The sequence below is a fragment of the Streptococcus oralis genome, assembly GCF_022749195.1.
GTDB classification, from domain to species: domain Bacteria; phylum Bacillota; class Bacilli; order Lactobacillales; family Streptococcaceae; genus Streptococcus; species Streptococcus oralis_CI.
Genome location: NZ_CP094226.1, coordinates 330,863 through 345,488 on the forward strand (window position 1 = coordinate 330,863; position 14,626 = coordinate 345,488).

At 40.9% G+C, this 14,626-nt stretch carries 4 protein-coding genes and 2 pseudogenes; all 6 read left to right on the forward strand.

All coding sequences use genetic code 11. The annotated features are described in order from the left end of the window. Positions 1–110 precede the first annotated feature (110 nt). Entirely contained in the window at positions 111–638 is a 528-nt protein-coding gene (locus tag MP387_RS01610) for an FUSC family protein (protein WP_000119887.1), read from the forward strand. Positions 639–714: 76 nt separating this feature from the next. Next, positions 715–1,071, forward strand: a complete 357-nt coding sequence (gene glnR / locus MP387_RS01615; protein ID WP_000664333.1) for a transcriptional repressor GlnR — start codon at positions 715–717, stop codon at positions 1,069–1,071. 36 nt (positions 1,072–1,107) lie between these two features. After that, the gene (gene glnA, locus MP387_RS01620) at positions 1,108–2,454 is read left to right on the forward strand and encodes a type I glutamate--ammonia ligase (RefSeq protein ID WP_001122885.1); all 1,347 of its coding nucleotides are present in this window, start codon (positions 1,108–1,110) and stop codon (positions 2,452–2,454) included. Between the two features lie 389 nt (positions 2,455–2,843). Then, a pseudogene (locus MP387_RS01625) lies at positions 2,844–3,433 on the forward strand (TlpA family protein disulfide reductase). 61 nt (positions 3,434–3,494) lie between these two features. Then, positions 3,495–12,599 (forward strand): annotated as a pseudogene (locus tag MP387_RS01630) (isopeptide-forming domain-containing fimbrial protein). Between the two features lie 75 nt (positions 12,600–12,674). After that, a complete protein-coding gene (locus MP387_RS01635) occupies positions 12,675–14,507 on the forward strand; it encodes a G5 domain-containing protein (RefSeq protein WP_242747208.1) in 1,833 nt (610 codons plus the stop codon). Positions 14,508–14,626 lie beyond the last annotated feature (119 nt).

The following is a 14,626-nucleotide window of genomic DNA, read 5'->3' on the forward strand; positions in this document are numbered from 1 at the left end:
GAGGAACTCTGTTTCCTCTTTTTTATAGCCTAAATTAAAAACGCTTCCTATTGATTTTCACTCATAAAATCAACTAATTTATGTTAAAATGGTAGTAGAAAGTTGAGATTATGAGTTATTTTAAAAAATATAAATTTGATAAGTCACAGTTCAAGCTTGGTATGCGAACCTTCAAAACAGGGATTGCCGTATTTATAGTTCTCTTGATTTTTGGTTTTTTTGGCTGGAAGGGGCTTCAAATCGGAGCACTAACAGCGGTCTTCAGTTTACGAGAGAGCTTTGATAAGAGTGTCCATTTTGGAACTTCGCGTATCTTAGGAAATAGCATTGGCGGTTTTTACGCCCTTGTCTTTTTCCTCTTAAATACTTTGTTTCATGGAGCCTTTTGGGTAACCTTACTAGTTGTTCCGATTTGCACCATGTTAACCATTATGACAAATGTTGCCATGAACAACAAGGCAGGAGTTATCGGTGGTGTAGCGGCTATGTTGATTATTACCCTATCAATACCGAGCGGAGAAACATTTTTGTACGTGTTTGCGCGCGTATTTGAAACATTTATGGGAGTTTTTGTCGCAATCCTTGTTAATTATGATATTGAGCAACTGAAACTCTTTTGGGAGAAAAAAAGAAAATAATGTTACATTTTATGACATTATTCATTGACGTATGTCTTTTTTTAGACTATAATAGACAGGAAGAAGGAAATTGTAAATGAAGGAAAGAGAATTTCGCCGAAATATGGCTGTTTTTCCTATCGGCAGTGTTATGAAGTTGACCGATCTCTCGGCGCGTCAGATTCGTTATTATGAAGATCAAGAGTTGATCAAACCTGATCGAAACGAAGGGAACCGTCGCATGTATTCGTTGAATGACATGGATCGTCTACTTGAAATCAAAGATTATATCTCTGAAGGTCATAATATTGCTGCGATTAAGAAAAAATATGCGGAACGCGAGGCGAAGTCCAAGAAAGCTGTGAGTCAGACGGAAGTGCGTCGTGCACTTCACAATGAACTCCTCCAGCAGGGGCGCTTTGCTTCAGTACGTTCACCCTTTGGTCGCGGTTAGGCAATCGCAAGTAGTCATATATTAAGGAGAAAACCCATGCCAATCACAGCTGCAGATATTCGTCGTGAAGTCAAGGAAAAAAACGTTACCTTTATCCGTCTCATGTTTTCAGATATTCTGGGAACCATGAAAAACGTCGAAATTCCTGCTACAGATGAACAGTTAGATAAGGTCTTATCAAACAAAGCCATGTTTGATGGCTCTTCTATTGAAGGTTTTGTACGTATCAATGAGTCAGATATGTACTTGTACCCAGACTTGGATACGTGGACAGTCTTCCCATGGGGAGATGAAAATGGAAGTGTTGCAGGTTTGATCTGTGATGTCTATACAACAGAAGGCGAACCATTTGCAGGTGACCCTCGTGGTAATCTGAAGCGTGCACTTCGTCATATGGAAGAAGTAGGATTCAAATCTTTCAACCTTGGTCCAGAACCAGAATTCTTCCTATTTAAGTTGGATGAAAATGGGGATCCAACACTTGAAGTAAATGACAAGGGTGGCTACTTTGATTTGGCGCCTACTGACCTTGCGGACAATACACGTCGTGAAATTGTGAATGTCTTGACCAAAATGGGATTTGAAGTAGAAGCGAGTCACCACGAGGTTGCGGTTGGACAACATGAAATTGACTTCAAGTATGATGAAGTCCTCCGTGCCTGTGACAAGATTCAAATCTTTAAACTCGTTGTTAAAACCATTGCTCGCAAACACGGCCTTTACGCAACCTTTATGGCGAAACCAAAATTTGGTATCGCTGGATCAGGTATGCACTGTAATATGTCCTTGTTTGATGCAGAAGGAAACAATGCCTTCTTTGATCCAAATGATCCAAAAGGAATGCAGTTGTCTGAAACAGCCTACCATTTCCTTGGTGGTTTGATCAAGCATGCTTACAACTATACTGCTATCATGAACCCAACAGTTAACTCATACAAACGTTTGGTTCCAGGTTATGAAGCACCTGTTTACATTGCTTGGGCTGGTCGTAACCGTTCGCCACTTGTGCGCGTACCGGCTTCACGCGGTATGGGAACTCGTCTTGAGTTGCGTTCAGTGGACCCAATGGCAAACCCATACATCGCTATGGCGGTTCTTTTGGAAGTTGGTTTGCATGGTATTGAAAACAAAATCGAAGCACCAGCTCCTATCGAAGAAAATATCTACATCATGACAGCAGAAGAGCGTAAGGAAGCTGGAATCACTGATCTTCCATCAACTCTTCATAACGCCTTGAAAGCTTTGACAGAAGATGAAGTGGTCAAGGCAGCCCTAGGTGAACACATCTACACTAGCTTCCTTGAAGCGAAACGTATCGAGTGGGCCAGCTATGCAACATTTGTTTCACAATGGGAAGTTGATAATTATCTTGATTTGTATTAAGAACATAAAAAAGATTATCTAATTGGATAATCTTTTTTATTATTGCAATTTTTTAAATGCATTTTGATACTATTCTTAGTATATATAATATGGTGAATTGAGCAAAAATGGATCATTAGTTGAATTGATTAAAAAGTAATAATATTCTGAAAAAACTCAGAATAATATTCCCGTAATCCTATCTCGAGAATCTCTCTAATGTATGAAATAGTAGGTTTTTAACATTCTAAAAAAAATTTACAATTTGACAACATATTTCTTGAAATACTAATTAGTAAATGATAAAATATCATTTGACATGAATGAGGTTTAGCTCTCGTTTTTATAGATTGATATATTATTTAATTGAAACTTATTCATGATATTTTACTATTATAAGAAAGGGGATTTTGTGTAAAAAAGACAGATGGTGGTTTCTGTTTTAAGAGATGGAGTCATCATAGCTTTAGCGGTGGGTTTAATTTATTTCACTAGACCCACTAAGGATGGAGATATAGGGGCGTCTTCAATTTTGCAATCAACTTCAAGTGATGAGAACAATTCAACTTTGAGTTTAAAAGGTCAACAACTTCCAGAATTTAAAACGGCCTCTCAAGATGGAAAATTGATTGCTATATCGGAACTGTATGATAAACCTATATTAGTTGTCGAATGGGCTAGCTGGTGTCCGCATTGCCAGAAACAACTACCCATTGTTCAGCAGATGTATGAAAAGTATGGAGATCAAATTCATTTTGTTCTTCTGAATATGAACGAACCAGGAAAAGAAACAAAGGAAACTGCTGATCAGTATATCAAAGAAAAAGGATATACTTTCCCGTATTATTATGACGAAGATCAGTCCGCAGCCGATCTTTTACAGGTTCAAACCATACCAAGTATGTATCTTGTGACAAAACAGCAACAGGTAAAGAATGTATTAGTAAATCATACCACTGCTGAAAATTTCTCGAAAGAGTTACAAGAACTGCTAAACTAACATACATCTATTTCAGAAAAAAGGAGGAAGAAGAAATCGCAATAGGATTTCAGAGAAAACTATGAGAGATTTCATTAAAAAGGTCTCTGTTCTGTTTATGATTCTGTTTCTCTCTGTGCCATTAGGATTGGCTGGACTGTTCCTTGCTCGAGGTGCATCAGCTGATGAAGGGGCTGCAAGACAAGTAGGAGAGAACACAGAAATTATCCAGAATGGATGTTATCGTAAGGTAAAGAAAACAGAAAAAACACAGTGGACAGTTCCACGTAAACCGATCGACTTAGTTATCCTTCAAGATGCGAGTGGATCCTTTGAAAAGACTATTCCTAGTGTTAAGAATGCCTTGAAGCGTTTGACCACTTATGTGAAACCTGAACAGTACAATGAAACTGACCCACATTTAGTGAGTACAGGTGATCCAGATACGACTGACCGCGTCTTCGTTTCAGCTTATCAAGGATTGGATCAGGTTCGATATTTTGATAATGAGGACTTCACAGGAGCGATTGATACCTATACAAATGAGGGGATCACTGGTAAACATTATCAGTTTAGTTCAAGTGATTTAACATCAGATCAAAAATCTATTCATAGCTTTATTGATAATATTACTGTTGGAGGAGGAACTCCTACAGTTCCTGGTATCACGGATGCTCTTGCTGCTTATAACAGTCAAAAAGGAGAAATGAAAAATGGTCGTAAGACAGTATTCCTCCTTGTAACGGATGGTGTGGCCAATGGTTACCGTCTCCCAGATGGTAATGTTGTTATGGATAAAAGTTATGCCAGAACTTATAAGCTACAACCTGCATGGGGACTTGGTCAAAACTATTTCCCTGAAGCAGCGCAAGATATTGTCAGCCGTGCAAACGAGTTAAAAGAGGCAGGAAATACACTTAAGAATGCTGTTGGATCAGAAGGCTCTGTAGTTATTGGTTTCTGGGAGCGAGTGGCAGGGTTCACTGACCCATACTTCCAATATGGTTCTGCTTATTTGAATGGATTTGGAAAAACATTGAATATCGGTGATAGCCGTTCAGTTCAAGGAATCTTCCATGATGCTCTTCAATCGATGGCTTCACCAGACAAGGTTGTAAACGGAAAGAACGTTTCCTTCTATGTTAATGAACAAAGCGATATCGATAAGTTCTCAAATCGAATTTTAGAATCGGTAGCTGCAGCGTTGATCAAGGAAGACATCAAAGGTGAGTTCACTGTTACACCTGGGTATAAGGTTGATGCTGTTCGAATCAATGGTAAAACAGTTGTTGAAAAAGTCACAGATCCATCAAAACAAATTCGTGGTCGAATCAATCAAGAAGGTGACAATGTCACAATCTATGTACCTGATAGTGTCTTCAATCCAGGTAATAACAATTTCGACTATGATTTGAGTAAGGAAGCTCGTGCTCCTGAAACGAATGAAGAAGATGAAGTTGATCCGCCAGCTGACTATAAACCTGTAAACGAAGAAGTTACAGTTCCTGAATTGACGGGTGTCTTCAAGACAGGTGAATTTTCAACTCAAAAAATCGGTGGACGTAATGAAAAAGTTGAAGTTCAAAAACTCGAGTACTGTTACCCAAGTGTCACGAAGAGAATTACCGACGCAGATAAGAGTAATGACTTGGGAGAAATTGATGACCCACTTGGTTTGACAAAGAAAAAAGCCTATTCTGCACAATTGTCAGACAAGGCAGAGGAGTTCACCTATACTCTTGATTACAACTTCAATAACGTAGCCTACGAATTTGAAAAGAACGTCATGTTGACAGACCCACTTGACTACCGTTTGGAAGTGGTTGAAAGTTCAGCTACTGGACCAAATGGAGAAAAATGGACCACTCGTGTAGTTAGTCAAGATGATTCAGAAGGCAACCCTCAAAGTGTCGTGGTTGCGGATGTTCCTGCTAAAGGATCCAACTATAATTACTTGGTATTGAAGAAAGCTCAAATGACCATTAAGGTTCGTTTGAAAGAACAATACCGCAATAATCAATCAAGTAAAGAATTCATGGCTCTCCTTCAGGAAAGTAATGGATTTGGTCTCCTAAACCAAGGGAACATCATGTGGAATGGTGATGACAATCAACCAAACCAAGATGCGCATGCCAAGACAGATACCAAACCAAGTACCATTCGCCGTTCAAATCCAGTTTACGTGAAACCGCCAGTAGTAACAGAGATTACGAAGAAGGTTAATGACAAAGAACATGAAGATTTGAAGGCAGAAGAGGAACTCTTTGAGTACAAGGTGACTGCTCCATGGCCAGGTATTGCGGACAACTTTACGCTGACAGATACAGTTGTTCCAGAGTTAGAAGTTCAAGCAGATAGTTTGAATGTAAAACTCGGTGGAAAAGATAACGCTGATTTGAAAGGTGCGACAACCGTTTCAGGTCAAACCGTTTCGTTGACACTAGACAAAACTAATCTTGAAAAAATCACTCGTAAAGTGAATCGCCGTAAGGTGAAAGACATTCAATATGTAGAATTAACCTTTAAGGCGAAAATCCGTAAAGGTGCTGATCTTTCTAAATACAAGAAAGATGGTCAAGTAAAAGTACCAAATACAGCGGATGTGATCTTGAACGATGTGAAACAAACATCTAACGAAGTAACGGTTACCCCACCAAAACCAAAAGAACCAACGATTGATAAGAAAATCAATGAAAACTTGGATAGCTTCCAAACGTTTGATGGGCAACCATACAACTACAATATTACAACAGCAGTACCAAGTGATGTTGCTAATTACAAGAAATTTGTGATTCGTGATACACTGGATGCTAATTTGGAACTTGCAGGAGACGTAAGTATTAAAGGTTCTGCAGCGGCCCTCTTTGATATCCACACCAATGGCCAAGAGATTACGGCAACGGTGAAGGATGGTCAGTTTGGTGAACTTGCAAAATACTCAACTGTTGAACTAGTCATTCCTGCAAAAGTTAAAAATGGTGTGACAGGCACAACCATTGAAAACAAGGCTTCTATTTCCTTTACAAATGAGAATAATGTAGAGAAAGAAGTTGAATAGAAACCTGTCACCGTAACGCCACCTCCTGTAACGAAGAAGATCAATGAAACTCTTGATCACTTAGATATCGCGACAGGTCAAGCGTATAACTACAACATTAAGACAAAACTTCCAACCGATATTACAGATTACAAGAAATTTGTGATTACAGATACACTTGAAGGAGATTTGTCAGTTATCAATGAAACTTCAAGCAAACCAGTTATCAAAGGAGCAGCTGCCGCCTTCTTCGATGTAACAGTTGAGGGTCAAACCGTGACTGCAACGATGAAGGACTTTGCGAACGCTACAGACCTTGCTGGTCAAGAAGTGGAATTGATTATTCCAGCTAAGATCAATGATGGAGTGACTCGTATCAACATTCCAAATACTGCGAAGTTCAGCTTCACAGATAAGAACGATCATAGCGGAGAAAAAGAAACAAAACCTGTAACCGTAACTCCTCCATCAGAACCAGGTGTTGATAAGAAAATCAACGAAACACTGACAGAGGCAACAATCGGTGCGGAAACCGACTTTACTTATAATATCAAAGCGAAATTGCCAAATGATATTACAACGTACAAGTCCTTCGTTGTAACGGATACCTTGGATGAGAACTTGACTCCAGGTCAAGCTGAAATCAAGGGAGCGGCAGCGAAATTCTTCGATGTAACAGTTCAAGGTCAAACCGTGACTGCAACGATGAAAGATTTTGCGAATGCGGGTGACTACGGTAACCAAGAAGTAGAGCTCGTGATTCATGCCAAAGTGAAGAAAGGCTCAACTGTTCCATCTATTGAGAACAAAGCTAAGATTACTTACACCAACAAGAATGACCAACAAGGTGAGAAAGAAACCAAGCCGGTCACTGTTACACCACCACCAATCACGAAGAAGGTGAATGGTCAGGAACACGCAGATCTTGGTAAGTTATCAGAAATCTTTACTTATACGATTGACTCAACGGTTCCACATGTGGCAGATAGCTTCACCATTTCAGATGATATCGTCAAAGAATTGGCATTTGAAGGAGAAGCAACGGTCACTGTTGATGGCCAAGCTGTTCAAGACCTCACTGTAACAACAGAAGGTCAACGTTTGACGGTCACATTTGGTAAAGAGCAAGTGAAACAATATGCTGGTAAAGCTGTACAAGTTTCATTTAAGGCTAAGGTGAAGGAAGGCATTACCTTTGATGCACTCTTAGCGGCTTATCCAAATGAATCAAAAGACAAGCCGGTAGTACCAAATACTGCTAGCTACATCATTAATGATAATCCTGATTCTAAGAAAGAATCAAAACCAGTTACCGTTACACCACCACCAACCACTACTCCAGAGCTTAAGAAGGAAGTAAACGGAGCAGAACGTTATGATCTTGCAAAACGTAATGAAGAATTTACTTATACTTTGAAAACAACAATGCCTGCCAGCGCAACTGTGTTTGAGATGACAGACGAGTTGAAAGAAGTTCTAGAATTTGTTGGTGAGAATGCTTCAGCCACTGTTAAACTTGATGGTGAGGATGCAGGATCGAAGGCGACAGTGACACTTTCTGGTCAAGTCATCAAAGTTGCCTTTACAGAAGCTTCTGTAAAAGCAGATGCCGGTAAGACTATTGAAGTGAATTTCAAGGCTAAGATTAGAGATAATGCCAACTTATCAGCTTATGTGAATAAAGATGGTAAGACAGAGATTCCGAATAAGGCTTCTTATGATATTGATCATAATCCAAAATACCACAAGGACTCTAACGAAGTCCCAGTAACGCCTCCAACACCAGACGAGCCAGAGATCAAGAAAGATGTGAACGGCAAGGCAGAAGAAACCCTCGCAAAACGTGATGAAGTCTTCACTTATAATGTGAAAACAAGTGTAGCGCAAGATGCGACAGCCTTCAGCGTAACCGATAAGATCGAAGATGTTCTTGAGTTCGCAGGAACTTCAAGTGCTAAATTGAATGGTCAAGCTCTTGATGCTAGCCAAATCAAGGTAGAAGGTCAAACGATTACCTTGACCCTTACAGAAGACCAAGTGAAAGCCAATGGCGGTCAAGCAGTTGAATTAACATTCGACGCCAAGATCAAAGCCGGCGCGAACTTGTCTGCATATGTGAAGGAAGACGGCCGTACACAGATTCCGAATAAGGCTTCTTATGACGCAAGCTTCCCACACAAACCAGGTGTGCACAAGGACTCTAACGAAGTCCCAGTAACACCTCCAACACCAGACGAGCCAGAAATCAAGAAAGATGTGAACGGCAAAGAAGCTGAAACTCTCGCAAAACGTGATGAAGTCTTCACATACAATGTGAAAACAAGTGTAGCGCAAGATGCGACAGCTTTCTCAGTCACAGATACCCTAGTGGACGTTCTTGAATTCGCAGGAACTTCAAGTGCTAAATTGAATGGTCAAGCTCTTGATGCTAGCCAAATCAAGGTAGAAGGTCAAACGATTACCTTGACCCTTACAGAAGACCAAGTGAAAGCCAATGGCGGTCAAGCAGTTGAATTAACATTCGACGCCAAGATCAAAGCCGGCGCGAACTTGTCTGCATATGTGAAGGAAGACGGCCGTACACAGATTCCGAATAAGGCTTCTTATGACGCAAGCTTCCCACACAAACCAGGTGTGCACAAGGACTCTAACGAAGTCCCAGTAACACCTCCAACACCAGACGAGCCAGAAATCAAGAAAGATGTGAACGGCAAAGAAGCTGAAACTCTCGCAAAACGTGATGAAGTCTTCACATACAATGTGAAAACAACAGTAGCGCAAGATGCGACAGCCTTCAGCGTAACCGATAAGATCGAAGATGTTCTTGAATTCGCAGGAACTTCAAGTGCTAAATTGAATGGTCAAGCTCTTGATGCTAGCCAAATCAAGGTAGAAGGTCAAACGATTACCTTGACCCTTACAGAAGACCAAGTGAAAGCCAATGGCGGTCAAGCAGTTGAATTAACATTCGACGCCAAGATCAAAGCCGGCGCGAACTTGTCTGCATATGTGAAGGAAGACGGCCGTACACAGATTCCGAATAAGGCTTCTTATGACGCAAGCTTCCCACACAAACCAGGTGTGCACAAGGACTCTAACGAAGTCCCAGTAACACCTCCAACACCAGACGAGCCAGAAATCAAGAAAGATGTGAACGGCAAAGAAGCTGAAACTCTCGCAAAACGTGATGAAGTCTTCACATACAATGTGAAAACAACAGTAGCGCAAGATGCGACAGCCTTCAGCGTAACCGATAAGATCGAAGATGTTCTTGAGTTCGCAGGAACTTCAAGTGCTAAATTGAATGGTCAAGCTCTTGATGCTAGCCAAATCAAGGTAGAAGGTCAAACGATTACCTTGACCCTTACAGAAGACCAAGTGAAAGCCAATGGCGGTCAAGCAGTTGAATTAACATTCGACGCCAAGATCAAAGCCGGCGCGAACTTGTCTGCATATGTGAAGGAAGACGGCCGTACACAGATTCCGAATAAGGCTTCTTATGACGCAAGCTTCCCACACAAACCAGGTGTGCACAAGGACTCTAACGAAGTCCCAGTAACACCTCCAACACCAGACGAGCCAGAAATCAAGAAAGATGTGAACGGCAAAGAAGCTGAAACTCTCGCAAAACGTGATGAAGTCTTCACATACAATGTGAAAACAAGTGTAGCGCAAGATGCGACAGCTTTCTCAGTCACAGATACCCTAGTGGACGTTCTTGAATTCGCAGGAACTTCAAGTGCTAAATTGAATGGTCAAGCTCTTGATGCAAGTCAAATCAAGGTAGAAGGTCAAACGATTACCTTGACCCTTACAGAGGAACAAGTGAAAGCCAATGGCGGTCAAGCAGTTGAATTAACATTCGACGCCAAGATCAAAGCCGGCGCGAACTTGTCTGCATATGTGAAGGAAGACGGCCGTACACAGATTCCGAATAAGGCTTCTTATGACGCAAGCTTCCCACACAAACCAGGTGTGCACAAGGACTCTAACGAAGTTCCAGTAACGCCACCAACACCAGACGAGCCAGAAATCAAGAAAGATGTGAATACTAAAGCTGAAGAAACACTTGCTGATCGTGACCAAATTTTCACATACAACGTGAAAACAAGTGTCCCAACAGATGTATCATCCTTCAGTGTAAGTGATACACTTGAGTCTGTTCTTGATTATGCAGGTTCAGCAAGTGCAATCTTGAATGGTCAAGCTCTTAATGCAAGTCAAATCAAGGTAGAAGGTCAAACGATTACCTTGACCCTTACAGAGGAACAAGTGAAAGCCAATGGCGGTCAAGCAGTTGAATTAACATTCGACGCCAAGATCAAAGCCGGCGCGAACTTGTCTGCATATGTGAAGGAAGACGGCCGTACACAGATTCCGAATAAGGCTTCTTATGATGCAAACATTCCAAATAGACCAGGGCTACACAAAGATTCGAATAAAGTTCCGGTTATCGTTCCAAAAGAACCAGAACCAGAAATTACGAAGAAAATCAACCGTACCTTGGATCACTTGGATGTCGAATACGATGCACCTTACATGTACAATGTCAATACAGCTTTACCAAAAGATATTGATAAGTACAAAGAGTTTATCGTAACGGATACACTTGAATCTGTTTTGGCAATCGCTGATACACCAGTAGCCTATGTGGACGGTCGTGATGCAAATGGAGCTCTTGAAACAAGTGTTGAAGGAAACACTGTCACTGTGAAAGTGAAAGATTTCGCTCGACTAAAAGGCTTCAAAGAGATTCAATTGTACATCCCAGCTAAACTCAAAGCGAATAGCGATTTGACTCCTTATAAGGATCAATTGGTACCAAACAAAGCAACTGTTAACTTCAAGGATGCCAATGGTCAATCTGGCAGCAAGGAATCAAAACCGGTAACGGTGAAACCGCGTGACCCAGAAAAACCAACAGATCCAACACCAGGTGAACCAGCTAAGTCTGTTGGACCAGAAGATGGATCTAAACCTGATAAAGAATACCACTTGCCAAACGCTTTAGATACCTTCCGATTCGATATTACTACACCGGTTCCAACAGATCCTGTAGATGAAAACGGAAATGCTAAGAAGGATCAATATGGTCGTCTTATCAAGACAGACTTGACTAGTTTTACAATCACGGATGAAATCAATTCAGTCTTGAAAGTCAACAAAGACCGTATCGCTCTTAAAGTTGAAAATGCTCAGTTTGACAAGATCAAAGCAACTCTTCAAGCTCAACTTGAACAGTCTGAGAAAGAACTCAAAGCTTTGACAGGCAAGTCAACTGATGAGACTTCAACAGAGACTGGTAAGAAGGAAGAACTCAAGGCAGCGGAAGCTAAAGTAGCTGAATTGAAAGCGAAGTTGGAAGCAGCTAAGGCAGCGCAGCCAGCTAAACCAGCTGAAACTACAACACCAGCTACTCCAGCAACAGCTACTGAAGAAACAACTCCAGCTACATCTGATTCTTCTGCAACAGAAGATAAGAAACCTGCAACTAGCGAGCCAAGTCAAGATCTTGTAAGCTTGGAAGCAGAGTTGAAAGCAGCTGAAGAAAACTTGGCTAAACTTCAAGCACCAGCTGAGAAAGAAGCAGAATTGGCACCAGCTGATAAGAAACAACAACAAGAGAAACTTGAAAATGAAATCAAGAAACTAAAAGAAGCTCAAACTAAGCTTCAAGCAGCTATTGATAAATTGAGTAAGGCTTCAAATGATCGTGGTGAATTAGTAGGTAAAGAGTTGGAAGCAATTGCCACTGTTACTTACGATGAAGCTAAAAACATTGTAACTCTTGAAATCAGCGATAAGGATGTTCTTGAAGCCTTGAAGGGAAGTACCGTACGTCTTGTACTTTACACTAACTTCAAAGAAGGAACAGATTTTACACAATTCGCTGCTGGTGTTCCTAATACAGCTACAGTAAGCTTTAACCATAATCCAAAGCCTACCAACAAGGTTGTAGTGTTCCCGCCAACACCACCAACACCAGAAAAACCACAAACTCCGCCACCAGGTGGAACCGTTCCTCCTGCAGAACCTAAGAAAACATTGCCAAATACAGGTTCTGAAGCATCTTCAATCTTTGGAGTACTTGCTGCCCTAGCTCTAGGACTTGCTGGACTTCTAGTTTGGAAGCGTAAAGCTGAACGTTAGTATCATATAGTAAAAGGAGAGTAGAAATATTTCCTCTCTTCCTTACTATATATTAAATGAATTAAGGGAAAAAGAATGAGTAGAAAAAAATTATTAAAGTTAGGGATTTCAATACTTGCTTTAAACGCTCTTGGAGTAGCAACTTATCATGTAGCTCCAGATCTATATCAAATTCCAACAGTGCATGCAGAAGAAACACCGGCGGAAGATGAAGAAATTCCAGATGGCCAAGAGAGAGTCGTGGCATTCCGATTTAGAGATAAACTGAATGATCTAGAGGCTTTCATCGCTGACTATAAAGCTAATCCTAATGATGAAGACAACAAAGCTGGATTAGAAGATAGTTTGGCGGAAGCTACTAACTACCTTCCTACCGCAAAGAAGGCAATGAAGAGTCCAGAAGCTCAAAAAGGTTTTGTGGCATATGAAGCTCGCTACAATGAGTTGAAAGCCAAGGCTGAAGCTTTGTTGGCTGGTAAGACAGAACAACCAACGGAACCAAAAGTTGAGCATCAAGAAATCACTACGACAGAAGAGATTCCTTATGCATCTCGTACCGAAAACAATGCTGATCTTGCAGAAGGTACTCGCAATGTGAAACAAGCGGGTGTTAAAGGTACTAAGACCATTACTTGGGATATCACACTGACAGATGGTAAAGAAACAGCTCGTACTAAGAAAAGCGAGAAAGTTACCAAAGAACCAGTAGAAGAAATCATCGAAGTTGGAACTAAGAAAACAGGTGTAGAAACCAAAGAAACAGTGACTGTAGAGGAAAAAGTTGCTTTCAAAGAAGAAACGAAAGTAGACCCAGCACTGGATAAAGGTCAAACGCGTGTTGAAGAAGGTGAAGAAGGTATCGATGAAGTCACTTATGAAGTGACAAAAGTGGATGGTGTTGAAAAATCTCGTAAAGAAGTTTCACGCAAGACCAAGAAAGCAGCCAAAAACAAGATTACTTATACCGGTTCAAAAGCAGTTGTAACCACTAAGGAAGTAACCAAAACTGAAGAAGTTGCCTTCCAGACTCGTGAGGTTGAAAATGCACTCTTAGCTGAAGGTGTTCGCCGAGTGAAGACAGCTGGTCAAAAGGGTGTTCGTACGATTGTTGAAACAGTGACTTACACAGACGGAAAAGAGACAGGCCGCGAGGTGAAATCAAACACAATCACGACTCCAGCAGTAGACGAAGTTGTCGAAGTTGGAACTAAGAAAGCAGCTGTTGTAACGACTAAGGAAGAGACCAAGACAGAAGAAGTTGCTTTCCAAGTCAAAGAAGTGCAGAACACAGACCTTCCAGAAGGAACTCGTCGAGTGAAGACAGCTGGTAAGAAGGGTGTTCGCACCATTGTTGAAACTGTCACTTACACAGACGGTGTTGAAACAGGTCGTGTTGAGAAATCCAATACAATCACTACTCCAGCAGTAGACGAAGTTGTCGAAGTTGGAACTAAGAAAGTAGTAGCCCCAGTTGTAACGACTAAGGAAGAAACGAAGACAGAAGAAGTTGCTTTCCAAGTCAAAGAAGTGCAGAACGCAGACCTTCCAGAAGGAAGTCGTCGAGTGAAAGCTACTGGTAAGAAGGGTGTTCGCACCATTGTTTATACAGTGACTTACACAGATGGCGTTGAAACAGGTCGAGTTGAGAAATCAAACACAATCACTACTCCAGCAGTAGATGAGATTGTCGAAGTTGGAACTAAGAAAGTAGCTTCTACAACAACCAACGGTAATAAGAATGGTACTGCAACAACAGGGAACCAAGCTGAAAACACTAAGAAAGAAGAAACTGCAAGCCAAGATAAGAAAGCTCTACCAAGCACAGGTACAGCTTCTACCAGTCTTCTTTCAATGATTGGTTTATTTATCGCCGGTCTAGTAGGCTTTGTCGTTCGTAAGAAGGACTAAGGCTCTCTAATTGTACAAAAGCATCTTTTGTACGAGAAATACTAAAAAGAACCCAGAATTTATTCTTGGGTTCTTTTTTATAAAAAATTAAATATATTAATGTTTATGTGTAACTTGAG

What these genes read in the sequence shown, in the direction of transcription:
- MP387_RS01610 (WP_000119887.1), top strand. Translation starts at nt 111, where the DNA reads ATGAGTTATTTTAAAAAATATAAATTTGATAAGTCACAGTTCAAGCTT.
- glnR (WP_000664333.1), top strand. Translation starts at nt 715, where the DNA reads ATGAAGGAAAGAGAATTTCGCCGAAATATGGCTGTTTTTCCTATCGGC.
- glnA (WP_001122885.1), top strand. Translation starts at nt 1,108, where the DNA reads ATGCCAATCACAGCTGCAGATATTCGTCGTGAAGTCAAGGAAAAAAAC.
- MP387_RS01635 (WP_242747208.1), top strand. Translation starts at nt 12,675, where the DNA reads ATGAGTAGAAAAAAATTATTAAAGTTAGGGATTTCAATACTTGCTTTA.